Annotated in this window: 21 protein-coding genes; 14 read left to right on the top strand and 7 right to left on the bottom strand. The window is 66.8% G+C overall.

Annotation, left to right across the window (positions count from 1 at the left end):
* Nucleotide 1: 1 nt before the first annotated feature.
* Together FG91_RS07260 and FG91_RS07265 are read right to left on the bottom strand one after the other, a co-directional pair.
* Entirely contained in the window at nucleotides 2–1114 is a 1113-nt protein-coding gene (locus FG91_RS07260; protein ID WP_081940462.1) for an HlyD family secretion protein, read from the bottom strand.
* The gene (locus FG91_RS07265; protein ID WP_037513651.1) at nucleotides 1114–1560 is read right to left on the bottom strand and encodes a MarR family winged helix-turn-helix transcriptional regulator; all 447 of its coding nucleotides are present in this window, start codon (nucleotides 1558–1560) and stop codon (nucleotides 1114–1116) included. The genes FG91_RS07260 and FG91_RS07265 overlap by 1 nt, the downstream gene beginning before the upstream one ends.
* A gap of 126 nt (nucleotides 1561–1686) precedes the next feature.
* Here FG91_RS07265 and FG91_RS07270 point away from each other — a divergent pair, with 126 nt between their 5' ends.
* The 3 genes from FG91_RS07270 (at nucleotide 1687) to FG91_RS07280 (ending at nucleotide 5033) form a co-directional block, all read left to right on the top strand.
* Entirely contained in the window at nucleotides 1687–2334 is a 648-nt protein-coding gene (locus tag FG91_RS07270; protein ID WP_037513653.1) for a 2-hydroxychromene-2-carboxylate isomerase, read from the top strand.
* A 44-nt stretch (nucleotides 2335–2378) separates the two neighbouring features.
* Nucleotides 2379–3143 carry an alpha/beta fold hydrolase gene (locus FG91_RS07275; RefSeq protein ID WP_052187382.1) on the top strand — a complete coding sequence of 255 codons (765 nt, stop codon included), beginning with the start codon at nucleotides 2379–2381 and terminating at the stop codon, nucleotides 3141–3143.
* Between the two features lie 75 nt (nucleotides 3144–3218).
* The gene (locus FG91_RS07280; protein WP_037513656.1) at nucleotides 3219–5033 is read left to right on the top strand and encodes a M2 family metallopeptidase; all 1815 of its coding nucleotides are present in this window, start codon (nucleotides 3219–3221) and stop codon (nucleotides 5031–5033) included.
* A gap of 54 nt (nucleotides 5034–5087) precedes the next feature.
* On the opposite strand, the gene FG91_RS07285 is transcribed toward FG91_RS07280, so the two are convergent.
* Nucleotides 5088–5414 (bottom strand): ArsR/SmtB family transcription factor, encoded by a 327-nt coding sequence (locus FG91_RS07285; protein ID WP_037513658.1) that lies wholly within the window; start codon nucleotides 5412–5414, stop codon nucleotides 5088–5090.
* 49 nt (nucleotides 5415–5463) lie between these two features.
* Between FG91_RS07285 and FG91_RS07290 the strand changes: the two genes are divergently transcribed.
* The gene (locus tag FG91_RS07290; RefSeq protein WP_037513660.1) at nucleotides 5464–5946 is read left to right on the top strand and encodes an SRPBCC family protein; all 483 of its coding nucleotides are present in this window, start codon (nucleotides 5464–5466) and stop codon (nucleotides 5944–5946) included.
* A gap of 15 nt (nucleotides 5947–5961) precedes the next feature.
* Here the strand turns inward: FG91_RS07290 and FG91_RS07295 are convergent, their stop codons facing one another.
* Nucleotides 5962–7443 (bottom strand): AMP nucleosidase, encoded by a 1482-nt coding sequence (locus tag FG91_RS07295; RefSeq protein ID WP_052187383.1) that lies wholly within the window; start codon nucleotides 7441–7443, stop codon nucleotides 5962–5964.
* 71 nt (nucleotides 7444–7514) lie between these two features.
* Entirely contained in the window at nucleotides 7515–7997 is a 483-nt protein-coding gene (locus FG91_RS07300) for a peroxiredoxin (RefSeq protein ID WP_037513756.1), read from the bottom strand.
* Between the two features lie 130 nt (nucleotides 7998–8127).
* Between FG91_RS07300 and FG91_RS07305 the strand changes: the two genes are divergently transcribed.
* Nucleotides 8128–8691 carry a YqgE/AlgH family protein gene (locus FG91_RS07305; protein ID WP_152568030.1) on the top strand — a complete coding sequence of 188 codons (564 nt, stop codon included), beginning with the start codon at nucleotides 8128–8130 and terminating at the stop codon, nucleotides 8689–8691.
* Here the strand turns inward: FG91_RS07305 and FG91_RS07310 are convergent.
* A complete protein-coding gene (locus tag FG91_RS07310) occupies nucleotides 8688–9086 on the bottom strand; it encodes a hypothetical protein (protein ID WP_037513665.1) in 399 nt (132 codons plus the stop codon). The two genes, FG91_RS07305 and FG91_RS07310, sit on opposite strands and share 4 nt — an antisense overlap.
* Before the next feature lie 403 nt (nucleotides 9087–9489).
* Between FG91_RS07310 and ahcY the strand changes: the two genes are divergently transcribed.
* The 8 genes from ahcY (at nucleotide 9490) to trxA (ending at nucleotide 22577) form a co-directional block, all read left to right on the top strand.
* Nucleotides 9490–10905 carry an adenosylhomocysteinase gene (gene ahcY / locus FG91_RS07315; protein ID WP_037513667.1) on the top strand — a complete coding sequence of 472 codons (1416 nt, stop codon included), beginning with the start codon at nucleotides 9490–9492 and terminating at the stop codon, nucleotides 10903–10905.
* Between the two features lie 269 nt (nucleotides 10906–11174).
* On the top strand, nucleotides 11175–13538 hold the full coding sequence (locus FG91_RS07320) for a PAS domain-containing sensor histidine kinase (RefSeq protein ID WP_037513669.1): 2364 nt from the start codon (nucleotides 11175–11177) through the stop codon (nucleotides 13536–13538).
* Complete coding sequence (gene tsaE / locus FG91_RS07325; protein ID WP_037513670.1) at nucleotides 13535–13987, top strand: tRNA (adenosine(37)-N6)-threonylcarbamoyltransferase complex ATPase subunit type 1 TsaE; 453 nt, start codon at nucleotides 13535–13537, stop codon at nucleotides 13985–13987. The genes FG91_RS07320 and tsaE overlap by 4 nt, the downstream gene beginning before the upstream one ends.
* Nucleotides 13984–14955 (top strand): aminoglycoside phosphotransferase family protein, encoded by a 972-nt coding sequence (locus tag FG91_RS07330; RefSeq protein WP_037513758.1) that lies wholly within the window; start codon nucleotides 13984–13986, stop codon nucleotides 14953–14955. Before tsaE ends, FG91_RS07330 begins: the two co-directional genes overlap by 4 nt.
* Complete coding sequence (locus tag FG91_RS07335; protein WP_235211972.1) at nucleotides 14952–15671, top strand: nucleotidyltransferase family protein; 720 nt, start codon at nucleotides 14952–14954, stop codon at nucleotides 15669–15671. Before FG91_RS07330 ends, FG91_RS07335 begins: the two co-directional genes overlap by 4 nt.
* Nucleotides 15664–18696, top strand: coding sequence for a double-strand break repair protein AddB (gene addB / locus FG91_RS07340; protein ID WP_037513672.1), 3033 nt, complete (start codon nucleotides 15664–15666; stop codon nucleotides 18694–18696). The genes FG91_RS07335 and addB overlap by 8 nt, the downstream gene beginning before the upstream one ends.
* Nucleotides 18693–22223, top strand: a complete 3531-nt coding sequence (addA, locus tag FG91_RS07345) for a double-strand break repair helicase AddA (RefSeq protein WP_037513760.1) — start codon at nucleotides 18693–18695, stop codon at nucleotides 22221–22223. Before addB ends, addA begins: the two co-directional genes overlap by 4 nt.
* Before the next feature lie 33 nt (nucleotides 22224–22256).
* The gene (trxA, locus tag FG91_RS07350) at nucleotides 22257–22577 is read left to right on the top strand and encodes a thioredoxin TrxA (protein ID WP_037513673.1); all 321 of its coding nucleotides are present in this window, start codon (nucleotides 22257–22259) and stop codon (nucleotides 22575–22577) included.
* 64 nt (nucleotides 22578–22641) lie between these two features.
* Here trxA and FG91_RS07355 read toward each other — a convergent pair whose 3' ends face one another.
* Entirely contained in the window at nucleotides 22642–23340 is a 699-nt protein-coding gene (locus tag FG91_RS07355; RefSeq protein ID WP_052187385.1) for a CerR family C-terminal domain-containing protein, read from the bottom strand.
* 292 nt (nucleotides 23341–23632) lie between these two features.
* Between FG91_RS07355 and FG91_RS07360 the strand changes: the two genes are divergently transcribed.
* Entirely contained in the window at nucleotides 23633–25849 is a 2217-nt protein-coding gene (locus FG91_RS07360; RefSeq protein WP_161785635.1) for a TonB-dependent receptor, read from the top strand.
* Nucleotides 25850–25881 lie beyond the last annotated feature (32 nt).

Genomic DNA, 25881 nt, shown 5'->3' on the forward strand with positions numbered 1-25881 from the left:
CTTACTTCGTAAACACCCGGACATCCGCCGACAGCCCCGCGATCATGTCGCGCACGGGCTTTTCGTCGAAGGCGATGCGCACCGGCACGCGCTGCGTCACCTTGACCCAGTTGCCCGTCGCATTCTGTGCCGGCAGCACCGAAAATTCGCTGCCGGTGCCCGCGCCGATCGTCAGCACATGGCCGCGCACCGTCACCCCCGGGTAGGCGTCGAAGCTAATTTCGGCGCGCTGGCCGACGCGCATGTCGGCGAGGTCGGTTTCCTTGAAATTGGCCTCGACCCACGGATGCGCGGTGTCGACGAGCGTGACCGCGGGCAGCCCCGCGACCATCATCTGGCCGACCTGCAGCCGGTCCGACTGCGCGATACGGCCGGCGCTCGGCGCGCGAACCGTCGTGCGGCCCATGTTCACCTCGGCCTGCGAGCGCTGGACGCGCGCGGCCTCGACCTGCGGGTTGATCCCGCTCGACGGGCCGGCGGCGAGCTTGGTGCGCGCTTCGGCGGCGGCGGCCTCGGCTTGACGTACGCTCTCGCGCGCCTGCTGGAGCGCGTGGCGCGACGCGTCATAGGCGGCCTTCGTTGTGAAGCCCTTTTCCATCAGTGCCGCCTGCCGGTCGAAGGTCACCTGCGCGAACTTCACATCCTCGCGCGCCGCGGCGATGTCGACGCGCGACGTGTTCGCGCTTGCCGACAGGTTGCCGACCTCGACCTCGGCGGCGTCGATCGCGGCGGTCGCCTGCGCGACGGTCAGTGCATAGGGTTCGCCGTCGATGCGGAACAGCAGCTGGCCCTTCGCGACTTGCTGGCCGTCGCGCACCGCGACTTCGGTGATCCGCCCGCCGACTTCGGCGGCGACCGACACCTTGTCCATCTGGACATAGGCGTTGTCGGTCGACACCGACCCGCCGCTCGTCAGCCACCAGCCGGCACCGCCCGCGATCAGCGCCAGGGGCAGGCCGAACATCAGGATGCGCGTGCGCCAGCTCGCCTTGGGCGCGGCCTCGGTCGCGGCGGCCGGGCTGGGCAGCGGATCGGCTTTCGGCGCGGCCTTGGGCGGTGTCGCCTCTTCGGCCCTCGGGTTTTTGGTGGGGCGGGATGGGGAGAGCTGGTCCATCAAACGGTCTCTTCTTCTTTTTGGCATATACGGCGGGACAAATTGGCCCGGACGCGCTCGACAAGGTCGATGAGCTGGTCGCGCTCGGCGGCGTTCAACCCTTCGGTCGCCTCGGCGGTCAGCGCGTCGGCCATCTCGCGCATCCCGCCCAGCAGGTCGCCCGCGCGCGGCGTGAGGTACAGCCGCCAGGCGCGGCGGTCGGCGGGGTCGGCGCGGCGCTCGACCAGCCCGGCCTCGACCAGCCGGTCGACCATGCGCGACAAGGTGATCGGTTCGACCTCGATCAGCTCGGCGAGCGGCCCCTGCCTTATGCCTTCGTGGCGTTTCAGATAGGTGATCAGCCGCCATTGCAGCGCGGTGATGCCGCTATCGCGCGTGCGCGCGTTGAACGAACGCCGGAACAGGCGCGCGGTGTCGTTCAGCAGGAATCCGATCGTTTCACTCATGGACTAAGATATAATAGCAATTGCTACTATATTCAACATCCGGATTTTTCAGCCAACAATCTCTAATCCGGTGTAAATTTTCTTTACACTGCTTGCGCCGGGCGCATTTTTCGGCAGGATGACGTCATGAGTTTGACCGCAGACCTCTTCTGGTCCTTTCGCTCGCCGTACAGCTACCTCGCTATCGGCCGTTATCGCGCGCTCGCCGCGAGCCACGATCTGACGATCAACCTGCGCCCCGTCTATCCGCTTGCGATCCGCCAGCCCGACTTCTTCGAGCGCAACCATCCCAATTGGCTAAGCTATACGGTGCGCGACATGATCCGCGTCGCGCAGTTTCATGGCATCCCCTTTGGCCCCCCGCGCCCCGACCCGATCGTGCAGGACATCGCGACGCGCGCGATCGCGGCCGAGCAGCCCTATATCTATCGCCTGACGCGTCTCGGGCAGGCGGCGTCGCGGCGCGGCAAGAGCCTCGCCTTTGCGCATGAAGCGGCACAGCTCATCTGGGGCGGGGCGCAGGACTGGCACCTCGGCGACCATCTGGCCGGCGCGGCGCGCCGCGCCGGCCTCGACCTTGCCGAACTCGATGCCGAAGCCGTCAGCGACGCCGACACGCTCGACAACGAGATTGCCGCCAATCAGGTCGCGCTCGAAATCGCGGGTCATTGGGGGGTGCCGACTTTGGTATTCGACGGCGAGCCCTTCTTCGGACAGGACCGCATCGAAATGGCGAAATGGCGCATGGAGCAAAAGGGTCTGCTCCCGCGCTGATCGGCGCTTGCCGAACCGGGCGCGAAGGGAGCATAGCGCGGCGCATGACGATCGAACCCCAATTTTTCGAGGCGCGCGACGGCGTGCGGCTGGCGTGGCGCGAGATGGGTCCGGAAACGGGCGGCGGGAAGCCGCTGTTGCTGCTCCACGGCCTGTTTTCGAGCGGCGAGGTCAACTGGATCAAGTTCGGCACCGCGGCACGCGTGGCATCCGAAGGCTACCGCGTGATCATGCCCGACCTGCGCGTCCACGGGTCGAGCGACGCGCCGCACGAGGAGGAATTTTATCCGCCCGACGTGCTCGTGCGCGATCTTGAGGATCTGGTGGCGCATCTCGACCTGACCGATTTCGATCTCGGCGGCTTTTCGCTCGGCGCGCGCACCAGCGTTCGCGCGGTCGTCGCGGGGATGAAGCCGCGCCGGCTGATCCTCGGCGGGATGGGGCTGGCGGGGCTTGCGGGATGGCAGCGGCGCGGCAAATTCTTCAAGCGCGTGATCGCCGAATATGAGACAGCGAAGCGCGGCGACGACACCTGGCTGTCGATCCAGTTCATGAAGACGATGAAGGTCGACCGTATCGCGGCGGGGCATCTGCTCGACAGCTTCACCGACACCACCCCCGAAATGCTGGCGGCGCTCACCATGCCGACGCTCGTCGTGTGCGGCGCCGACGATCAGGACAATGGCTCGGCGCCCGAACTCGTCGCGGCGCTTGCCGACGCGCGGCTCGCGACGATCCCCGGCACGCACATGTCGAGCGTCACCCAGCCCGAACTGGGCGAGGCGATCGCCGCCTTTCTCGCGGCTTGACCGGACTCGCGCCAAGCGCCTAGCTGTTCGCATGCGCCGTAGAGCGCTGCGATAACTTTCCAGAGGACGCACCCCATGAAAGCCATGATTTCGACGCTGTCGCTTGCCCTGTCGCTCGCGGTGGCGACCCCCGCTTTTGCCCAGACCGCACCGACGGCAGCCGATGCCGACGCCTTTATCGCTTCGGTCGAAAAGGACCTGTTCGACTATACGGTCGAGGCGAGCCAGGTGAACTGGGTCAACAGCACCTACCTCACCGAAGATACCGATGCGATGGCGTCGCGGATCAACGCGGTGGGCACCGAAAAATCGGTCAAATATGCGCTCGAAGCCGCCAAATATACGGATGTCGCAGGGCTCAGCGCCGACACGAAGCGCAAGCTCGACATATTGCGCACCGGCATCGTGCTGCCCGCGCCGACGACCCCGGGCGCCGCGACCGAGCTTAACACGATCGCGACCGACCTGCAGTCGCAGTACGGCAAGGGCCGCGGCACGCTGGACGGCAAGGAAATCTCGGGCTCGGACATCGAGGCCGCGATGGGCGACCTCAAGCACACGCCGGCGCAATTCGCCGAAATGTGGACGAGCTGGCACGACAAGGTCGGCGCGCCGATGAAGGATGATTATGCCAAGCTGGTCGGCATCGCGAATGCCGGCGCGAAAGAGCTCGGTTTCGCCGACACGGGCGCAATGTGGCGTTCGGGTTACGACATGCCGCCCGAGGAATTCGCCAAAGTCACCGAGAAGATCTGGCAGGACATGAAGCCGCTCTACGTCGCGCTCCACACCTATGTCCGCTGGAAGCTGAACGAGAAATATGGCGACGCGGTGCAGGCCAAGACCGGCCCGATCCGCGCCGACCTGCTCGGCAATATGTGGGCGCAGGAATGGGGCAATATCTATCCGCTCGTCGCGCCCGCGGGGACCGGCGACCTCGGCTATGACATCGGCGACCTTTTGACCGCGCAGGGCAAGACCCCGCTCGACATGGTCAAGGCGGGCGAGAATTTCTATTCGTCGCTCGGCATGGCGCCGCTGCCCGAAACCTTCTGGAAACGCAGCCAGTTCCTGAAGCCCGCCGACCGCGAAGTCGTCTGCCACGCCTCGGCGTGGGATGTCGACAACAAGGACGATATCCGCATCAAGATGTGCATCAAGGTGAATGCCGACGATTTCATCACGATCCACCACGAACTCGGCCACAATTACTACCAGCGCGCCTATAACAAACAGCCGTTCCTGTACCTCAACGGCGCGAACGACGGCTTCCACGAGGCGATCGGCGATTTCGTCGCGCTGTCGATCACCCCGCAATATCTCGTCGACATCGGGCTGCTCGACAAGGCGAAGGTGCCGAGCGCCGACAAGGACATCGGCCTCTTGCTCCGCCAGGCGATGGACAAGGTCGCCTTCCTGCCCTTCGGCCTGCTCGTCGACCGTTGGCGCTGGGGCGTCTTCGACGGTTCGATCCAGCCCGCCGACTACAACAAGAAATGGACCGAACTGCGCACCCAATATCAGGGTATCGTTCCGCCGGGCGCGCGGCCGGCGAATGCGTTCGATGCGGGCGCGAAATTCCACATCCCGGGCAACACGCCCTACACGCGCTATTTCCTCGCGCGCGTGCTGCAGTTCCAATTCTATCAGGCGGCGTGCAAGCAGGCCGGGTGGAAGGGGCCGCTCCACCGCTGTTCCTTCTATGGGAACAAGGAAGTCGGCGCGAAGCTCAATGCGATGCTCGAAATGGGCGCGTCGAAGCCCTGGCCTGATGCGCTGCAGGCCTTCACCGGCAGCCGCGAAATGTCGGGCAAGGCGATGGCCGATTATTTCGCGCCGCTGAAGACATGGCTCGACGCGCAGAACAAGGGCAAGCCGCAGGGCTGGTGAACCGGACGATCGACGACAAGCGGAAAGGCCGGGGCGGCGACGCCCCGGCCTTTTTCATTGCGCCTCGACCGACCGTTTGAAGCGGGCGAGCCGCGCGCTCGCGGCGGCGGCGTGCGGGCCGATCCAGCGGTCGTGGATGTCCTGGATCGGCACCGCGTTGAGGTGGTTCCAGCGCTCGCGGCCGCGGCGCTCGGCGATCACGAGGCCGGCGTCCTCGAGCACCTTCAGATGTTGCATCACCGTGCAGCGGTCGATGTCGGCAAAATGGGCGCACAGCGCGCCGGTGGTCAGCGGCTGGTCCTTCAGATCGTCGAGAATCTGGCGCCGGATCGGCGAGGCGAGCGCCTTGAAGGTCGCGTCGAACTGGTCGTGGATTGACATGTTATAGTTTTATAACATAAAAGGATGCGACTCAAGCGGAGAATGGATCATGGAACTGAAATTCAGGGTCGCGGCGCGGATCGCGAAACCGGTGGCCGAAGTGTTCGAGGCGGTCGCCGATCCGAAGACATTGTCCGAATATTTCACCACCGGCGGCGCCGACGGCCGGCTCGAGACCGGCGCGACGGTGACGTGGGATTTCGCCGATTTCCCCGGCGCCTTTCCGGTCTATGTGACCGAAGTGGTGAATGACGAGAAGATCGTCCTCGAATGGCAGGCGAGCGAAGGCGAGCCTCACAATGTCGAGGGCGCCGAGCAGAAGGACAGCGATTATCGCACCAAGGTGACGATGAGTTTCAAGGGACTCGACGACGGACGCACTTTGGTCGAGATCGCCGAGGAAGGCTGGCGCGAGAATCAGGGCGCGCTCAGCGCCTCCTACGGCAATTGCCAGGGCTGGGCACAGATGCTCTGCGCGCTCAAGGCATGGCTGGAGCACGGCATCAATTTGCGCGAGGGCATGTACGTATAGCGGCCGGCTGCCGGCTTAGCGGAACGGCGGCTCGTTGAACGCACGCAGCTTGCGGCTGTGGAGCTTGGCGCCCTCGTCGCGCATCGTCTCGCACGCACGGATGCCGATCTGGAGGTGCGCGGCGATCGCTTCCTCATAGAAGCGGTTCGCCTGTCCGGGCAGCTTGAGTTCGCCGTGGAGCGGCTTGTCGCTGACGCAGAGCAAAGTCCCGTACGGCACGCGGAAACGATAGCCCTGCGCGGCGATCGTTGCCGATTCCATGTCGATGCCGATCGCACGCGACTGCGAGAAACGCAGCGCGCTGTCGGTGTAGCGCAGCTCCCAGTTGCGGTCGTCGGTGGTGACGACGGTGCCGGTGCGCATGCGTTTCTTGAGGTCGGCGCCGGTGGCGCCGGACACCGCTTCGGCGGCGGTCGCGAGCGCGACCTGCACTTCGGCGATCGGCGGGATCGGGATGGCGACCGGCAGCACCGCGTCGAGGATATGATCGTCGCGGAGGTACGCGTGCGCGAGCACATAGTCGCCGATGCGCTGGCTGGGGCGCAGACCGCCGCAATGGCCGATCATCAGCCACGCCTCGGGGCGGAGCACCGCGAGATGGTCGCAGATCGTCTTCGCGTTCGACGGGCCGACGCCGATGTTGACGAGCGTGATGCCGCCGCCGTCGGGCGCAATCAGGTGATAGGCGGGCATCTGGTGCCGCCGCCAGGCGCTGTCGGCGACGAGCGCGCTCGCGTTGACCCCCGGCTGATCGACATAAAGGCCAGCGGCACCCGCGAGCGCGGTGTAGCGGCCTTGTCCGACCTGCGCGCCCGCCCAGGCGACGAATTCGTCGACATAGCGGTGATAGTTGGTGAACAGGATATAGCGCTGGAAATGCTCGGGAGCGGTGCCGGTATAGTGGCGGAGGCGCGCGAGCGAAAAGTCGGTGCGCAGCGCGTCGAACAGCGCGAGCGGCTGCGATGCGGCCGGGTCCTGGCCAAAGAGGCCGTCCGCGAGTTCGTCGCCGATGTCGGCCAATTCGGTGGTCGGGAAGTGGCGCGCGAGTTCGAGCGGTGTGACCCCGCCCATATCCGACCCGTCGCTCGCGTCGAGCACATAGGGGAAGGGGATCTGCTGCCCGGTGCGCGTGACTTCGAGCGTGATGTCATAGTGGCGCGCGAGGAGCATGAGCTGTTCGCGGAGGTAATCGGCGAAAAGGTCGGGGCGGGTCACGGTGGTGACGAACTCGCCCGCGCGTTCGAAGCGGCCGAAGGAGAGATTATGCCCCTTCTGTCCCTCGCGCTGTTCGCCGGTGGTGACGAGCCGGATCGCCGGATAGTCGAACAGCCCCGTCGCAGCGGCGTCTGCCGGCGGCAGCGTGCGATCGCGGACATAGGCGGCGATGGCCGATTTGAGATTGGAGACCGACGTGCGGAACGCGGTTTGAAGTTCGGCGATGATCTCGTCGACGAGCGCGGTGGGGTCGGTGGTTTCTTGCGATGAATTGGATGTCATCGCGTCGCTGTTGCATGAAAATGTGACAAAAGGGAAGGGGGCAGCCCGATGGCTGCCCCTTCCCGGATTGCTTATAGCTGTTCGAGCATATGGTCGGCGCTCGACACCTTGAATTCGCCGGGGGCTTCGACGTTGAGCTGTTCGACGACGCCGTCGTTGACGATCATCGAGAAACGCTGGCCGCGCTTGCCCATGCCGAACGCCTTGCCGTCCATGGTGAGGCCCACGGCTTCGGCGAAATCGCCATTGCCGTCGGCGAGCATCGTCACCGCGGAACCGGCATTCGCATTCTTGCCCCACGCGCCCATCACGAAGGCGTCGTTGACCGCGGTGCAGACGATTTCGTCGACGCCCTTGGCTTTCAGTTCCTCGGCCTTGTCGACGAAACCGGGCAGGTGCTTGGCCGAACAGGTCGGGGTGAAGGCGCCGGGGACCGAGAAGAGCGCGACCTTGCGGCCCTTGAAATAATCGGCGGTGCTGACCTGTTCGGGGCCGTTTTCGGTGACCTTTACGAAGGTGGCGTCGGGCAGCTTGTCTCCGGTCTGGATCGTCATGGTCGGCATCCTTTCATTGAGGGGATTTGGTGGTGTGACATTGGGTGAGCCGGTCGCCAAGTCAAGCGCGCCCGGGACCCGTTGTTCGAAAAGCTGGACCGCGCCGCCGCGACGCGGCATGATGGCGCCCATGAGCACAGACCCCACCTGGTTCACCGGCCAGCTGCTGCTCGCGCTGCCGGGCATCGGCGATCCCCGTTTCGAACATTCGGTGATCGCGATGATCAGCCATGACGAAGAGGGCGCGATGGGGATCGGGATCGACGATCCGATCGACGGGATGACCGTCGGCGCGGTGCTCGACCAGCTCGAAATTGCGCACGACGTGCCGCTCGACCAACCCGTTTTTCTGGGCGGACCGGTCGAGCCGTCGCGCGGTTTTGTCCTCCACAGCCTCGACTGGGGCGGGCAGGAGGCGGTGCAAGTCGGCGATCGCTGGATGGTGTCGAGCTCGCACGATATCCTGCGCGCGATCGGCGAGGGGCGCGGCCCGTCGCGCTGGCTGGTCGCGCTCGGTTATGCGGGCTGGTCGCCCGGGCAGCTCGAGGGCGAAATGGTTCGCCACGGCTGGCACGTCACGCCGGGCAGCGACGGCCTGTTGTTCGAAACGCCGCCCGCCGAACGATGGCAGGCGGCGTTTGCCGAAGCGGGAGTGGACGCCCGCTTGCTGACTACCGAAGGCGGCGAGGCTTAGCGCGCGAGCGCGAGCAGCGGACGACCGGTGTCGAGATTGGCGCGCGCGGTGCGCGCGGCCCAGCGCGAATCGACATAGCGGCCGTCGGCAAGTTCGAGATCGTAGCGGATCGGGCTGCCGATCGCGTTGTCGTAGGCGGCGGCGGCTTCGGCGGTGCGACCCAGACGAGCGTAAGCGGTGCCAAGATTGATCAGTCGCGACGGATCGCGCGCGTCGAGACCGGTGTCGCCGGTCAGCTTTTCGACCGCGGCGTGGTTTTCACCGGCCTTGAGCTCGGCATAAGCGACCGGAAGAACCTCCGAATCGGCCTGCGGCGCGGTCACGACGACGATCGATTGCGCCGCCGCGGGGCTCGCGAAAGCCAGTGCGAAGAGCGGCAGCAGAATTTTTTTCATCTTTCGTATCTCCCCGAAAACTTTCGCCGATTTTCTCGCGCGCCGGACAAAAAGTCAATATTTTCGGGGGTTTGTAACACAGTTGTCACAATAGCGGATTAGGCTGAACGCAAGACGCATTATAAGTCAGGATTTTCAGAATCTTGGCGATCTCGACTCGTTGTCACAAAATCGTGGCCGCGATTGTCACAATTGCGTCCGCTAAAAATTATTTTCGTGAGGCCGGTGCTTTTGCGCCGCCGATTCGTGCGTCCGGCATCCGGGCGGGCGGTGTCGATATTGCGATATAAAGAAAAGTTTATATTTGATCGGCGGCGGCGTTTCGGCTAGGGCGCCGGGCATAATTACCTGACTTTTCGTGGCCGCTCGCCTGCGGCCGAACTCGCCTACAGGAGACTTAACCGTGGCCACTCTCGCCGCCGATACCCGTGATTATGTGATCGCCGACATCGGCCTCGCCGACTTCGGTCGCAAGGAAATCAACATCGCCGAAACCGAAATGCCGGGCCTGATGGCGCTGCGCAGCGAATTCGGCGCGGCGCAGCCGCTGAAGGGCGCGAAGATCGTCGGGTCGCTGCACATGACGATCCAGACCGCGGTGCTGATCGAAACGCTGACCGCGCTCGGTGCCGAGGTCCGCTGGGCGACGTGCAACATCTTCTCGACGCAGGACCATGCCGCCGCCGCGATCGCCGCGTCGGGCGTGCCGGTGTTCGCGGTGAAGGGCGAGAGCCTCGCCGATTATTGGGACTATGTCGGCCGCATCTTCGACTGGGGCGTCGAAGACGGCACGACCTGCAACCTGATCCTCGACGACGGCGGCGACGCCACGATGTTCGCGCTGTGGGGTGCGAAGCTCGAAGCCGGGCAGGAAATGCCGGCGCCCGAGAATGAAGAAGAGATCGAGATGCAGCGCGCGCTGAAGGCGTTTGTTGCCGCGAACCCCGGCTACCTGACCAAGACGGTCAAGGCGATCAAGGGCGTGTCGGAAGAAACGACGACCGGCGTCCACCGCCTGTACCACATCGCCAAGAAGGGCGAGCTGCCCTTCCCCGCGATCAACGTCAACGACAGCGTTACCAAGTCGAAGTTCGACAATCTCTATGGCTGTAAGGAATCGCTCGTCGACGCGATCCGCCGCGGCACCGACGTGATGCTCGCCGGCAAGGTCGCGACCGTCGCCGGCTTCGGCGACGTCGGCAAGGGCTCGGCCCAGTCGCTCCGCAACGGCGGCGCGCGTGTGCTCGTCACCGAAATCGATCCGATCTGCGCGCTGCAGGCGGCGATGGAAGGCTTCGAGGTCGTGACGATGGACGAAGCCGTCAAGCGCTCGGACATCTTCGTCACCGCGACCGGCAACGCCGACGTCATCACCGCCGAACATATGGCGGCGATGAAGAATATGGCGATCGTCTGCAACATCGGCCACTTCGACAGCGAGATCCAGATCGCGGCGCTCGCCAATTACAAGTGGACCGAAGTGAAGCCGCAGGTCGACCTGGTCGAATTCCCCGACGGCAAGCAGATCATCATCCTGTCGAAGGGCCGCCTCGTGAACCTCGGCAACGCGACGGGGCACCCGAGCTTCGTGATGTCGGCGAGCTTCACCAACCAGACGCTGGCGCAGATCGAACTGTGGACGCGCAGCGAGCAGTATAAGAACGACGTCTATGTCCTGCCCAAGCATCTCGACGAAAAGGTCGCGGCGCTGCACCTCGAAAAGCTGGGCGTCAAGCTCAGCCAGCTGAGCCAGAAGCAGGCCGATTATATCGGCGTGCCGGTCGAAGGGCCGTTCAAGCCCGACCATTATCGTTACTGATTTCTTCGCCTGACGGCGAAGGCGGCACCGGCCCGCTCCCCCACCCGGCCTCCCTAACATAGTATCCTATGGGAGGCCGGGTGGGGGAGCGGGCCGGTGCCGCGATGTTTTCGCATCGCGGAAACGATCAATAAACTGTGGACGGCGCGCCCATCGGACGATGCGGCGCGCCGATCCGTAATGACATGCGATTGAAACATGACTCTATCGCCTTTAGGGCTGGCGATCATGCGCGCGGGACATCCGGACAAGCGAGGACATAAGACGGGATGAGCGGATCGCTTTCCCCGGCCTTTTTGTTCGCCCTCGGTCTGTTCGCCGCGCTCTGGCTGCTCGCCGGATTGTGGGCGACCGTGCGCGGGATCGCGATGCAACGGCGCGCGGCGTTCGTTGCGGGGCAGGCCGAACGGCTCGCGAGCCTGGTCGAAGCGTCACCCCAATTGCCCGTGATCGTCCGCGCCGACTGGCGGATCGAAGCGAGCGAGCGGCTCGGCCGCTGGCTGGGGCTCGAACGCGGGCCGCGCAACTTCGACGAACTGCGCGGGCTGGGCAGCGGGCTCGACGCGGCGGGCCATGATGCGCTGCGGCAGGCGATCCTCGGCGCGCAGCGCGGCGCGAAACCCTTTACACTGAGCCTCAAGCCCGAAGGCGGCGACCGGGCGATCATCATCCACGGTGCCGCGGCGCCGAACGCGGTCGGCGGGACGGGCGGGGTACTGCTCTGGCTGAGCGACGCGACCGACGGACAGCGGGCGCTGGCGCACGCGCGCAGCGAGCGCGACGAGGCGATGGCGGCGTTCGAAGCCTTGTCGGGGCTGATCGAGGCGGCGCCCTTCCCGATGTGGTTCCGCGACACCGATCTCCATCTCGCGCTCGTCAACACCGCCTATGTCCGCGCGGTCGAGGCGAAGAGCGCTGTCGCGGTGATCGATGGCGCGGTCGAATTGTGCGAAACCGTTGCCGGCGTAAGCGCCGCCGAAGCCGCCGACGAAGCGCGCATCGCGGGATCGGCGCAGGTCCGCACGATTCCGGTCACGATCGAGGGTGAGCGCCGCATCATGCGCGTCGTCGACGTGCCGCTGGCGCCGCAAGGCGGCCGCGTGATCGGGATCGCGGGCTATGCGATCGACATCCAGGAACTCGAAACCGAGCGCGGCGCGCACCGCCGTTTCGTCGACACCCAGCGCGAGCTGCTCGACCGGTTGTCGGCGGCGGTGGCGCAATTCGGCCCCGATCAGGGCCTCAATTTCGCCAATCTGCCGTTCCGCCGCCTGTTCGGTATCGAGTCCGACGATGTCGCCGAGGCACTGCCGTTCGCGCGGCTGCTCGACGCCTGGCGCGAACGCGGGCGGACGCCCGAGGTGCGCAACTATCCCGAATGGCGGCAGGTCCATGTCGACTGGTTCGCGCAGCCGGGGGCGAGCGAAGAGGATTGGCTGCTGCGCGACGGCACGCACCTCCATGTCGTCGCGCAGCCGACCCCCGATGGCGGGCTGCTGCTGATCGCCGAGGACAAGACCGAGCAGGTGCAGCTTGCGGGCGCGCGCGACACGCTGCTGCGCGTGCGCACCGCGACCTTCGATAATCTGTTCGAGGCGGTCGCGGTCTTCGCGCCCGACGGGCGGCTGCATCTGTGGAACCAGCGCTTCCGCCGCCTGTGGGGCATCGACGAGGGGACGCTCGCGGCGCACCCGCGCGTCGATGCGCTGATGGGCGGGCTGGCCGACCGCCTCGCCAAACCGAACCAGATCAGCATCGTGCAGGAAGTGATCCGCGCCGCGACATTGGAACGCCAGCAGCGCGTTGGCGAGGTCCGCTTCGCCGACGGGCGCCATTTCGACTTCGCGTCGATCCCGCTGCCCGACGGCAATGCGCTGCTCATCATGCTCGACATCACCGCGAGCCGGAAGATGGAAGGCGCGCTGCGCGAGCGCAACGAGGCGCTCGAGGCCGCCGACAAGGCGAAGACCGCCTTCCTGTCGCGGATGAGCTATGAACTCCGCACGCCGCTCACCTCGATCGGCGGCTTTGGCGAGATGCTGCAGGCGGGTTATGCCGGCAAGCTCGGCGACCAGCAGCGCGTCTATATCGATGCGATCATGGATTCGGTCGCGGTGCTCTCCCGCCAGATCGACAATGTTCTCGACCTCGCGCAGGGCGAGGCCGGGACGCTCGCGGTCGAGCGTGCGCCGGTCGATATCGGCGCGCTGCTCGAAGGCGCGCTCGCCAAGGCCAAACCCTTTGCCGACGGTGAGAAGGTCGAACTGGTCGGAAATATTTCGGCGAACCTCGGCAGCATCGACGGCGACGCGCCGCGGTTGTCGCGCCTCGTCGCGGGACTGCTCGACAATGCGGTGCGTTTCACCGCACCGTCGCGGAAATCGGGCGCGCGTGTGCTGCTCCACGCCGATGGCGATGCGCGCGGCGTCGATATCATCGTGTCGGATAATGGGCCGGGCATGCCCGAGGCGGCTGCTGCGGTCGCCAAGGGACAGCAGGCGGGGACAGCGACCGGCGGCATCGGCCTCGCGCTCGCGCGCCAGCTCGTCGCGGCGCATGGCGGGACGATGGAAGTGGTGAGCGAGCAGGGCCAGGGCACGCTCGTGCGGATCAGTCTGCCGCGCGGCGCATGACCGTTTTTACCTGCGACTATGGCCTGGACGATGCCGAGCGGATCGGCGCCGCGATCGGGGCGGCGCTGATCGCGGGCGACGTCGTGCTGCTGTCGGGCGATCTCGGCGCGGGCAAGACGACGCTGGCGCGCGCGATGCTGAAGGCGCGCGGGCTCGCGGGCGAGGCGCCCAGCCCGACCTTCGCGATCGTCCAGCCCTACGCGCCGCCCGAGGTCGATCTGCCCATCGCGCACGTCGATCTCTATCGCATCGAAGACAGCGACGAGCTGATCGAGCTGGGTCTCGACGACTATCTCTATGACGGCGCATTGCTCATCGAATGGCCCGAACGGCTGGGCGGCGAAGGCTGGCCGGACGCGCTGCTGCTCACGATTTCGGGTGAGGGCGACGCGCGCGTCTTGACAGCGACAGTGCCGCCCGCTTGGGGAGCAAGATGGCCGCTCCGATGATTCCGCCCGCCCATGCCCCGGCGTTCCTTGCCGCGCATGGTTGGGGCGACGCCCAGATTTTGCCGCTCGCCGGCGACGCGTCTTTCCGCCGCTATTTCCGGATCGTCGACGGCGACCGGCAGGCGGTGCTGATGGACGCCCCGCCGCCGCACGAGGACCCGCGGCCGTTCATCGCGGTTGCCGAATTCCTGTGCGAACAGGGGCTGACCGCGCCGACGATCCTCGCGCGCGATCTGGAACAGGGGCTGCTGCTGATCGACGATTTCGGCGACGTGCGGCTGCGCGAAACCGTCGACGAGGCGCCGCATACCGAAGCCGATTATTATGCTGGCGTCACCGACCTGCTCGTCCACCTTCACGCGCGGCCGCCGATGGCCGGGCTGCCCGTGCACGGGTTCGATCAATGGCTCGATGAAGTGATGCTGTTCAGCGACTGGTATTGCCCGGCCTTCGACATCGAGGTCGACCGCGACGCGTTTCGCGCCGCGTGGGCCGAGGTGCTGACGCCGGTCGAACAGGACGGCCTGCCGCGCGTCACGGTGCTGCGCGACTATCATGCCGAAAATATCATGCTGGTGCCCGGCAAGGACGGCATCGCGCATTATGGCCTGCTCGATTTTCAGGACGCGCTCGTCGGGCACCCGGCCTATGACCTCGCCTCGGTGCTCGAAGATGCGCGGCGCGACGTCAGCCCGGCGGTCGAGGCCGCGATGCTTGCGCGCTATCAGGCGGAGACCGGGCGCGACATCGAGAACGCCTATTGGGCGCTCGCCGCGCAGCGCAACACGCGCATCCTCGGCGTCTTCGTCCGCCTGTGGAAGCGCGACAACAAGCCGCACTACAAGAGCTTCCAGCCGCGCATGTGGGGGCTGCTCGAACGCGATCTTTCGCATCCGGCGCTTGTCCCCGTTCGGCAATGGTTCGACGCCAATGTGCCGCCCTCGAAACGGGCGGAGATTTGGTTGTGAGCGTGAAGATCGAAAGCGCAATGGTGATGGCGGCCGGGATCGGCAAACGCATGCGCCCGCTCACCGCGACGCGGCCCAAGCCGCTGGTGCGCGTCGCGGGCAAGGCGCTGATCGACCATAGCCTCGACCGCATCGAGGCCGCGGGGGTCGGGCATGTCGTTGTCAACGTCCATTATCTCGCCGACGCATTGGAAGCGCATCTCGCTGCGCAAAAGCGGCGCTTCAGCATCGCGATTTCGGACGAGCGCGACTTGCTGCTCGAAACGGGCGGCGGGATGGTCAAGGCGCTGCCGCAGCTCCGCGGCGATCCGATCCTGATCGTCAACAGCGACAATATCTGGACCGACGGGCCAGAGGACAGCATCCAGCACCTTGCGCGCCACTGGGACGGCGAGCGGATGGACGCGCTGTTGCTGCTGATCCGGCAGGCGAGCGCGACGGGGCACGGCGGGCGCGGCGATTTCCATATGGACGGCGACGGCAAGTTGTCGCGCCGCAAGCCGGGGCGGATCGCGCCCTTTGTCTACACCGGCATCCAGCTCATCTCGCCGCGCCTGCTGGGCGGCGCGCCCGAGGGAGCGTTTTCGACCAACATATTGTGGGACCGCGCGATTGCGGCGGGGCGGCTCTATGGCCTGTCGCACATGGGGCAGTGGTTCGACGTCGGCACCCCGGCGAGCATCGCGCCGACCGAAGCCGCGCTGACGGATGGCTGACGCCAAACCCACGGTCTTTTCCATTCCCGTCCAGCGGGCCTTCGCCGATGCGCTCGCCGCCGGATTGATCGCCCGCTACGCCGACGGTGCGCTGGGGCTCGCACAGGGCTTGATCGTGCTTCCGAGCAATCGCGCGCGCAGCGCAGTGCAGGCGGCGTTTGTGCGCGCGGGCGGCACGGGCCTGCTGATGCCGCGGCTCGCGGTGATCGGCGATGCCGACCTCGACGAAAGCGTCGCGCTCGCGCTCGATCCGATCGACGAGAGCGACGCCATTCCGCCCGCGATCGACGCGCTGAAGCGGCGGCTGATGCTCGCGGGGCTGATCGAGAAGCATAATCCTGCCGGCGAAGAGCCGATCACCGGCGCCGCGGCGTTTCAGCTCGCCGAGGGGCTGGGGCGCGTGATCGACCAGCTCCATTATGAAGAGATCGCGCCCGCGCGGCTCGCCGATATCGAAAGCGCGCTCGGCGACCTTGCCGGGCATTGGCAGGCATCGTGGCGGCGACTGTCACTGCTCGTCGATCAGTGGCCGAAGCTGCTCGCCGCGACGGGGCATATCGACCGTGCCGATCGCCGCAACCGGCTGCTGGGCCGGGTGAGCTCGGGGTGGCGCGTGGCGCCGCCCGCGCGCTTCGTGGTGGCGGCTGGTGTCACCACCGCCGCGCCCGCGATCGCGCGGCTGCTGCGCACCGTCGCTGATCTGACCGAGGGTATGGTCGTGCTGCCGGGGCTCGACCTAGGTATGGCGGGCGAGGAGTGGGACGCGCTCGGGCCGGTGAAAGCCGACCCCGACAAGCCCGGCGCCGAACAATTTGGGGAGCGCCCGCTCGAAACGCACCCGCAATATCATCTGAAGCTGCTGCTCGGCCGTATGGGCGTATCGCGCGACGAGGTACAGGCGTGGGACGCGACGTCGCCCTTCGACGGCCCCGATGCGCGCGCGCCTTTCACCTCGCTGCTCTTCGCGCCCGCCGCCTATACCGCGCGCTGGCAGCGGGCGGGCGACCTCAGCCCCGGCATCGCCGGCGTCACCGCGGCGGTGTTCGCCGACGACGGGCAGGAGGCGCAGGGGATCGCGCTGATGATGCGCCACGCGCTCGAAACGCCCACGCGCACCGCCGCGCTGGTGACCCCCGACCGCGCGCTTGCCACCAGGGTTGCGGCGGCGCTCGCGCGCTGGGATATTTCGGTCGACGACAGCGCGGGGCAGCCGCTCGGGCAGACGCCGCCGGGGGCGCTGTTGCTCGCGCTCGCCGAATTCGCCGCGGCCTTCGATCCGGTGCGGCTGGTGGCGCTGCTCGGGCATCCGCTCGTGCGGGCGGGCGAAGCGCGGCTCGGCTGGCTCGACCAGGTACGGCGGCTCGATCTTGTGCTGCGCGGGCCGGGGTTGGTGCCGGGCTGGGACGGGGTAACCGCGCGGATCGCCGAACGCGCCGACGATTCGAAATCGCGCGGCCATGCCGAAGCAGAGGCGATCGGCGACTGGTGGGGCGATGTCGCCGCCGGTCTGGGCACCGCGCTTGCGCCGTTCGCCGCGGGCGTTCCCACGCCGCCTTCGGCCCTGCTCGGCGCGTTGCAGGCGGCGCTCGGCTGGCTGACCGGCGAAGGCGCATGGACGGGCCATGCCGGGCGCGCGCTGTCCGAATTGTTCGATCGCTGGGCGCTCGCGAAGGGCGACGGCCCGGCGCTCGTCGCGCCCGCCGACTTTCCAGCGATGCTGGCCGACCTGTTGTCGGGCGAGAGCGTGCGGCCGCCCTATGGCGGGCATCCGCGCCTGTTTATCTGGGGTCTGCTCGAAGCGCGATTGCAGCGCGCCGATGTGATGATCCTCGGCGGGCTCGACGAAGGCCGCTGGCCGCAGCAGCAAAGCCCCGACCCATGGCTTGCGCCGGGCATCCGCCGGATGCTTGGCCTCGCGGCGCCCGAGCGCCAGCAAGGCGCGGCGGCGCATGATTTCGCGGGCGCCTTCGCGGCGCGCGAGGTGGTGGTGACGCGCGCGCAGCGCAGCGGCGGCGACCCCGCGGTCGCGTCGCGTTTCTGGCTGCGGCTCGCGGCGCTCGCGGGCGAATTGCCCGAGGCGCGGCTGGGCGAGCAGTCGGTGATGGCGCTTTCGGCGATGCTCGACGTGCCGCCGGGCGTCAGCGCGCCGGCCGAAAAGCCGCACCCCGCGCCGCCGCTCGCGGCACGCCCCGACCAGATCAGCGTGACCGGGGTCGACCAGCTCGCACGCGATCCCTTTGCCTTTTATGCGGCAAAGATATTGCGGCTGAGCGAGCTCGATCCGCTGAGCAGCGGCCCCGACGCGAAGTGGTTCGGCATTCGCGTCCATAAATTCCTGCAGGACTGGCAGACGGCCGGACTGACCGAGGCCGCGTTCGATGTCGAGCTGGCGGCGCTGCGGTCGGACCCGGCGCTCGATTCGCTGGCCAGCGCTTTCTGGTTACCGCGGATCGAGCCGTCGCTGCGCTGGGCGGCCGAGCGCGTCTGGGCGTCGCGCGACGAACGCTGGCCGGTGGCCAACGAGGTGCGCGGCGAGCGGATCGTGGGCGGCATCCTGCTTTTCGGGACCGCCGACCGCGTCGACCAGACCGCCGACGGCACGCTGGCGATCGTCGATTACAAGACGGGTGCGGCGCCGTCGGGTAAATCGACGGGCGAAGGGCTCAACAGCCAGCTCGGCCTTCTGGGCTTGCTGGCGCAGGAGGCGGGCCTCGGCGACCTCGCGCCCGAAATCGTCGACGCGTTCGAATATTGGGAATTGAAGCGCGACCGGAAAAAGGATGTCGACGGCGCGGTGAAGGCGATCCGCGGGCAAAAGCCCAAGCCCGCGACGGCCGCTGCGGTCGTCGAGCGCGCGTGCGAGGTACTCGCCGACCTGAGTGCGCGTTACCTGTTGGGGCAGGAGCCCTTTGTTCCGGGCGATACGGGCAAGCGCTACGCCGATTTCGACCATCTGATGCGCCGCGACGAATGGTTCGGGCGCGGCGACGCCGACGATCGCGCGGCCGAAGCGGGGGCGGCATGATCGATCCCGACAAGCTGCTCAAGATGCTCGATATCGGGCAGCGCGCCGCGGCGCAGCCCGACGATCATGTCTGGCTGGGCGCATCGGCGGGGACGGGCAAGACGCAGGTGCTGTCGGCGCGCGTGCTGCGCCTGATGCTCGAAGGCGTGTCGCCCGAGGCGATCCTGTGCATCACCTTCACCAAGGCGGGCGCCGCCGAGATGGCGCACCGCATCCACGAGCGGCTCGCGATGTGGGTGCGGATGGACGACGGCGACCTGCGCACCGAACTCCGGGCCCTCGGATTGGACCTTGAACTCATCGGTTATGACCATGGCGTCCCGGCGCTGATCGAACGCGCGCGATCCTTGTTCGCGACGGTCATCGACAGCCCCGGCGGCGCGGTTCGCGTCCAGACGATCCACAGTTTTTGCCAGACCCTGCTCGTCAGCTTCCCGCTCGAGGCCCGGATCTTGCCAGGGTTCCGCGCGCTCGAAGACAGCGAGGCGCGCGCGCTGCAACGCGAGGTGCTGGGCAAGCTCCTGTCGCAGCAGGGAGGCGACGGCGATCATATGCGCAGCATCGCCGCGATGCTGTCGCGCCGGTTGGGGCAGGATGCCGCGATCGCCTTCCTCGCGCGCTGTGCGAGCAGCTTTACCGCGGCGAATGCCCCGCGCCTTGCCCCGCGGGCAACCGACCTGCGAACCGCGCTCGGCCTGCCGCAGGGTGACCCCGCCGACTGGCGGGCGGCGGCGATCGCCGGCGGCGCCGTCGCCGATGCCGATATTGCGGCCGTGGCCCTGAGTGGCCGCGACTGGGCGACCAAGACCGGCGATGCGCGCGCCGATATCATGGACGACTGGCACCGCGCCGATTCGCATGGGCGCGCGGCGATGCTGGCCGCGGTGCGCGGCTGTTTCCTGACCGGGACGGGCGATCTGCGCGCCGACTACACCAAGGAAAAGGGCGCGATGCGCAGCTGTCTTGGCGCGGCCGAACGGATCGTTGCCGCCACCGGCGACCTGCTGGCGACCGCGACTGCGATGCAGGTCGCCGACGATCTCGCGGCGGCGTGGGATTTGGGCAGCCGCTTTGCCGAAGCCTATGCCCTCGCCAAGCGCGACAAGGGTTATGCCGATTTCGACGACCTGATCAGCATCGCCGGCCACCTGCTCGCCACGGGCGATTTCGGCGACTGGGTGCGCTTCAAGCTCGACCAGCGCACCGATCACATATTGGTCGACGAGGCGCAGGACACCAACGCGCGGCAATGGGCGATCATCCTGTCGCTGGCGGCAGAGTTTTTCGCCGGGCTGGGCGCGAAGGACGACCGCGTCCGCACGATGTTCACCGTCGGTGACCGCAAGCAGGCGATCTTCGGCTTTCAGGGCACCGAACCCGCGGCGTTCGAGGCGGCGCGTATCCGCTTTGGCGAGCGCGCGGCGGCGGGCGGCAGGCCGTTCGAGGATGTCGATCTCGACACCAACTACCGCTCGAGCCCCGCGGTGCTCGATGTCGTCGATGCGTGGATCGCGGCGGGCGCGCCCGAACGGATGGGGCTGGAAAGCGACGAGCCGCCGCACACCCCCGCCGATTTCAACCGCGACCGCGCCGGCCGCGTCGAGCTGTGGGAACCGCTCCCGGTCGGGAAAGCGCTCGATGCCGCCGCCGACGACGAGGGCGATCGCGAGGACAGCGACGAAGATGCCGGACCGGGCGACTCCTCCGCGGCGGCGAGCGACCCCGCGAGCCTGCGCCTGTCGCGCGCGATTGCCGACGAGGTGCAGGACTGGATCGAACATGGCAAGGACGGGCGGAGCGTCGCGCCGGGCGATATATTGATCCTCGTCCGCCGCCGCCGCGACCTTGCGGCGCGGATCGTCGCGCGGCTGCAATCGCGGCACGTGCCCGTCGCGGGGGTCGATCGTTTTTCGCTGACGCAGTCGCTCGCGGTGCAGGATCTGCTCGCCGCGATGCGCTTTGCGGTCCAGCCGCTCGACGACCTCAACCTCGCCGCCTTGCTGGTCTCGCCGCTGCTCGGCTGGACGCAGGACGACCTCTTCGGCTTTGCTCATGGCCGCAAGGGCCGCGCCCTGTGGGAACAGCTGCGCGCGCGCGAAAGCGAAGCGCCGCCCGAAACGATGGCGGCCTTGCGCGGATTGCTCGGCATGGCCGACTTTACCACGCCCTTCCGTTTCCTCGACGCCATCTTGTCGGGGCCGCTGGGCGGGCGGCGCAAGCTCTACCGCCGGCTAGGGCGCGAGGCGCGCGATCCGATCGACGAATTGCTCGGCCAGGCGCTCGCCTTCGAACGACGGGAGGCGCCGTCGCTGCTCGGCTTCCTCGCCCACATCGCCGCCAGCACCGCCGAGATCAAACGCCAGACCGAGGCGCGCAGCGACGTCGTGCGGGTGATGACCGTGCATGGGTCCAAGGGGCTGCAGGCGCCGATCGTCATCCTCGCCGACGCGACCGACGACCCGCGGCCGCGGCGCCTGACCTTCGACCTGTCGACGGGCGCGTGGGAGAAGTTGCCGGTATTCGGCCTGGGCAAGGACGAACGGCACGGCGCGATCGCCAAGGCGCATGACGACAAGGAAGCCGCCGAGCGCGAGGAGCATTGGCGCTTGCTCTATGTCGCGATGACGCGCGCCGAGGAATTGCTCGTGGTCACCGGGATCACCAAGGCCGCCGATCGCAGCCTGCCCGACAATAATTGGCACAGCGCGGTCGATGCTGTGATGGCCGGCATGGGCGCCGACTGGCAGGATGCCGGGCCGCGCTGGGGCCGCAAGCGCGTGTATGCGGTGCAGCCGAAGAAATGGGCGCGTCCGCCAAAGGACAAGGCGCGGCAGGTGGCGCCGCCGGTTGCCGTCCCGCCCTGGGCGACGGAGTCCGCTCCGGAAGAGGCGCGCCCGCCGCGCCCACTCGCGCCGTCGGCGCTGGGCGAGGACGATGTCGCGTCGCCGCCGCAGGGGGGCGAGCGCGCGGTCGCGGTCGAGCGCGGGTTGCTGCTCCACGCTTTGTTCGAGCGATTGCCGCCGGTCTTGCCCGCGCGCCGCCGCGCGGCCGCTTTGCACTGGCTCGCGGTACAGGCGGCGGCGCTCGACGACGGCGCGCGCGCGGCGATGGTCGACGAGGTGCTGGGGGTGATCGAGGACCCGGCGCATTCCGCGCTGTTCGGTCCCGGTTCGCTGGGCGAAGTGCCGCTGTCGGCGGTCGTCGACGGCGTGGTCGTGGCGGGGATCGTCGACCGGCTGCTCGTCACGCCCGACACGGTGACGGTGATCGACTATAAGACCGGGCGGCATGTGCCGGCGCACGCCGCCGATGTCGCGCCCGCCTATCTGCGGCAGATGGCGGCCTACCGCGATGCGTTGCGGGTGATTTTTCCCGGCCGGCGCGTCGAGGCGGCGTTGCTCTATACGGCCGGGCCCCGGCTGGTCGTGCCGGGCGATGATCTGCTCGATGCGTACAAGCCCGGCTTGCCCGCAACCAAGGCGAATTTGCCGGGTTGGGCCCTTGAGCCGGACGCGCCGACGCCTTAGCTTGAGGGCAACGATATTTCAGGAGTTCAGACTATGAGTACCAAAGCGATCACCGACGCCAGCTTCCAGAGCGACGTGCTCGACAGCGACACCCCCGTGCTCGTCGATTTCTGGGCCGAATGGTGCGGTCCGTGCAAGATGATCGGCCCGTCGCTCGAGGAAATCTCCGACGAACTCGCGGGCAAGGTGGTGATTGCCAAGATCAATATCGACGAAAATCCCGATGCGCCGGGCAAATATGGCGTGCGCGGCATCCCGACGATGATCCTGTTCAAAAATGGCGAGATCGCCGACACCAAGGTCGGCGCGGCGCCGAAGAGCGCGCTCAAGGGCTGGCTCGAAGGCGCGCTCTGACCCTATTTTCGTCACCCCGGACCAAGTCCGGGGTGACGATATTATTTGAGCTCAGCCATCGAGCTTACATCCGGTCGATCTGGAGATGCAGGACTTTCGTGACAAGAGCGAGCTCCGCGGCGCCTATCGCCGACCAGCCCATGGCCCTTTGCGCAACGACCCTGCGGGTATGGAACGACGGGATGCTCGATACGAGCAAGATCGATTGCACGCGCGATTCGGCCGACACATCGGGTTCCGACTTGATCCGGGATATCAGCCGCGCGTTGCGTTCGATGCCGGGCAGCCACAGACGGTCGTAAAAGATATCGAAGGCCGGACCCGGTTCGGCGAGTTCGCGGGCGATGATTCCGCTGCCGAGGCCATAGGTCGCGTTGCCCAAAATCAGCTCGACCGACGCGGCCATCAGTTTTTTGAGCGCGTCGCGCGCTTCTTCCGCGCCCGATGCCGCTTCGATCGTCCGCCTTGCCGCGGCCACGGCGTCATGGTTCGCGCGTTCGAAACGCGCCACAATCTCTTCGGCGCACGCGCGATATAGCCCTTCCTTGCTGCCGAAATAGTAGTTCAGCGGCGGAAGCGTCGTCTTCGCCCGTTCGGCGATGCGGCGCGTCGTCGCGGATTTGAAGCCCGCCGCTCCGAACTCGATCAGCGCCGCGTCCAATATGCGCTGGCGCGACTGGTCGCCCTTGCGCGACGCGTTCGACACCGCGTCTCTTCCGGGCTGCGCAACGGATCCTTCGACCGAATCTCCCATCGTCATCATCAACCTCAAAGCTCTTCGCTGCATTCGATCTGCCGTGCGTAAAGCAAATGGCTGCAGGTTGGCAAACATCCGATTTCCGGCAGAATACCGGGCTTTCGGCGTCCTCCGAAAAAATACTTAGAATACTATTGATTTCGATCATTTCGAAATATATCAATTGATACATAATATGGGAGGCCGCGGAGTCGAGGGCGCTGGGAACGCGCCTCCGGGGGCGCTGGCCGCGAACATGGGAGAGAGATGGATGACACGCCACCACCGGGCCTTGACGGCGCTCGCCACCGGAAGCTTGATGATCGCACTTGCCCACCCCGCGGCGGCGCAGGAGCTCGAAGCGGCCGCGGCGACCGATGCGGCGGGCGGCGAAGACATCATCGTCACCGCCTCGCGCCGCCCGCAAACGCTTCAGGAAGTGCCGATTTCGGTGGGCGTCGTGACGGGCGCCGCGATCGAGCAGCAAGGCCAGCGCCTGTTCACCGACCTTCAGTCGTCGGTTCCCAATCTCCAGATCGACAACACCAACGGCAATTACGCGATCACCATCCGCGGGCTCGGATCGGGCGCGAACAATCTGGCGTTCGAGCAATCGGTCGGGCTGTTCGTCGACGGCGTCTATTCCAGCCGCGCGCGGTCGCTGCAGGTGCCGTTCCTCGACGTCGAGCGCATCGAGGTGGTGCGCGGACCGCAGGGCGCGCTGTTCGGCAAGAACACCAATGCTGGTGCGATCAGCATGGTGACGCGCCGCCCGACCCGCGATTTCGAGGCCGAGTTCCGCGCCGGCACCGAACTCGCCGAAGGCGGCATGAATTTCAGCGGCTATCTGTCGGGGCCGATCAGCGACACGCTGAGCGTCCGGCTGAGCGGCGGTGCCGGGCAAGCCGACGGCTATATCGAAAACCGGCTGACGGGCTTCGACGACAATGGGTCGAAATATCGTTCGGGGCGCGCGCAATTGCTGTGGGAACCGAGCGAGGATTTCGAAATCCTGCTCAAGGCCGAGGGGTTCCGCAACGAGATCAACGGGTCGAACGCGGTCTACAACAATATCGGCAATCCGAACTGCAACCTCTGCAACATCGTCCGTAATGCCAGCGGCGGCGCCGATGCACAGGACAAGCCCGGTTTCTGGCGCTTCAGCCGCGGTTTTCCGGAGGAATATGACGTCACCAAGTCGCGCACCGGCGCGATGACGATGAACTGGACCCCGGGCGACTGGTCGGTCACCTCGATCACCGCCTATCAGGCGGTGGATTCGGAGCGCACCTTCAACACCATTCCGGGGCCGATCAACCTGCTCAACACGCTGCAGGCCGAAGAGAGCAGCCAGTTCTTCCAGGAACTGCGCGTCTCGCGCGACGTCGCCGCCGGGATCAACCTTGCATTCGGCGCGACTTACACCGATGCCGATCTCGATATCCTGCAGCTCGTCAGCTACAACGGCAATCTGGTGGGGACGACATTGCCGCAGGCCGAGGGGAAGCGCGGCTTCACTCAGTCGTCCTGGTCGCTGTCGCCCTTTGCGATCGTCGAGGCCGAACTCACCGACGCGCTGACCTTCAGCGGCAGCCTGCGCTACAGCCATGAAAAGAAGGATGCGCGCGGGACGAGCACCAACGTCGGGCCGCGCATTCCCGCGAACAACCTCGATTTCGACATCAGCGGCAGCCGCACCGAGAAGCTCTGGGACTATTCGCTGCGCCTCCGCTACGAATTCAGCCCGGCGGTGTCGGCCTATGTCAGCTATGCGACGGGGACGAAGGGCGGGGGCTTCCTGTCGAACGACGGGCTCCTCCTCTATAACATCCGCAACAACAACGGCCGTTTCGACTTCGACGACGAGCGCGCGCGGGCGTGGGAGCTCGGCACGAAGATGCGCCTGTTCGACCGCAAGCTCGACCTCGACATCGCACTGTTCCGGACGCGCTTCGCCAATCTGCAGGTGTCGTCGTTCAACGGCACCGCCTTCATTACCGGCAACGCCGCCAAGGCGACCGCGCAAGGCGTCGAGGTCGAGGCGCGTTACCGGCCGAGCTCGATCGTCAGCTTCGGCGCGACGGGGGCGTATCTCGACGCGAAATATAACGACTATCCGGGCGGCCCCTGCCTCTACAATGCCCCGTCGACCTGCACGCCCGCGACGAACAATCTGTCCGGCGTGCGCCTGACCCGCGCGCCCGAATGGAAGGCATCGGGCTATGTGCAGTTCGACGTGCCCGTGAGCGAAGACCTGATCGTCAGCGCCCGCGGCGCCGCCGACTACACGTCGAAATCCTATCTGCAGGGCGACCTGAACCCGCTCAATACGCAGCCGGGTTATGCGAAGTTCGACGCGCGCCTCGCCATCCGCAAGGAAGATGGCGCGTGGGAACTCGCGCTCGTCGGGCGTAACCTGACGAACGAGGTGACCTTCAGCCAGGCGATCAACACACCGCTGCTCGGCGGGAACAGCCATGTCGTGATGATCAACGCGCCGCGGACGGTCAATCTGGAAGCGGTCGTGCGTTTCTAGGCACGGCATCGATTGGACATGGAAAGGCTCCG

Source organism: Sphingopyxis sp. LC81, assembly GCF_000756375.1.
Taxonomy (GTDB): domain Bacteria; phylum Pseudomonadota; class Alphaproteobacteria; order Sphingomonadales; family Sphingomonadaceae; genus Sphingopyxis.

Coding starts and splice junctions, on each gene's coding strand:
- FG91_RS07260 (WP_081940462.1), bottom strand. CDS start 1,114: ATGGACCAGCTCTCCCCATCCCGCCCCACCAAAAACCCGAGGGCCGAA.
- FG91_RS07310 (WP_037513665.1), bottom strand. CDS start 9,086: ATGAAAAAAATTCTGCTGCCGCTCTTCGCACTGGCTTTCGCGAGCCCC.
- FG91_RS07360 (WP_161785635.1), top strand. CDS start 23,633: ATGATCGCACTTGCCCACCCCGCGGCGGCGCAGGAGCTCGAAGCGGCC.
- FG91_RS07270 (WP_037513653.1), top strand. CDS start 1,687: ATGAGTTTGACCGCAGACCTCTTCTGGTCCTTTCGCTCGCCGTACAGC.
- FG91_RS07330 (WP_037513758.1), top strand. CDS start 13,984: ATGATTCCGCCCGCCCATGCCCCGGCGTTCCTTGCCGCGCATGGTTGG.
- tsaE (WP_037513670.1), top strand. CDS start 13,535: ATGACCGTTTTTACCTGCGACTATGGCCTGGACGATGCCGAGCGGATC.
- FG91_RS07295 (WP_052187383.1), bottom strand. CDS start 7,443: ATGACATCCAATTCATCGCAAGAAACCACCGACCCCACCGCGCTCGTC.
- FG91_RS07275 (WP_052187382.1), top strand. CDS start 2,379: ATGACGATCGAACCCCAATTTTTCGAGGCGCGCGACGGCGTGCGGCTG.
- trxA (WP_037513673.1), top strand. CDS start 22,257: ATGAGTACCAAAGCGATCACCGACGCCAGCTTCCAGAGCGACGTGCTC.
- FG91_RS07305 (WP_152568030.1), top strand. CDS start 8,128: ATGAGCACAGACCCCACCTGGTTCACCGGCCAGCTGCTGCTCGCGCTG.
- FG91_RS07320 (WP_037513669.1), top strand. CDS start 11,175: ATGAGCGGATCGCTTTCCCCGGCCTTTTTGTTCGCCCTCGGTCTGTTC.
- FG91_RS07290 (WP_037513660.1), top strand. CDS start 5,464: ATGGAACTGAAATTCAGGGTCGCGGCGCGGATCGCGAAACCGGTGGCC.
- addA (WP_037513760.1), top strand. CDS start 18,693: ATGATCGATCCCGACAAGCTGCTCAAGATGCTCGATATCGGGCAGCGC.
- addB (WP_037513672.1), top strand. CDS start 15,664: ATGGCTGACGCCAAACCCACGGTCTTTTCCATTCCCGTCCAGCGGGCC.
- FG91_RS07265 (WP_037513651.1), bottom strand. CDS start 1,560: ATGAGTGAAACGATCGGATTCCTGCTGAACGACACCGCGCGCCTGTTC.
- FG91_RS07300 (WP_037513756.1), bottom strand. CDS start 7,997: ATGACGATCCAGACCGGAGACAAGCTGCCCGACGCCACCTTCGTAAAG.
- FG91_RS07355 (WP_052187385.1), bottom strand. CDS start 23,340: ATGATGACGATGGGAGATTCGGTCGAAGGATCCGTTGCGCAGCCCGGA.
- FG91_RS07285 (WP_037513658.1), bottom strand. CDS start 5,414: ATGTCAATCCACGACCAGTTCGACGCGACCTTCAAGGCGCTCGCCTCG.
- FG91_RS07280 (WP_037513656.1), top strand. CDS start 3,219: ATGAAAGCCATGATTTCGACGCTGTCGCTTGCCCTGTCGCTCGCGGTG.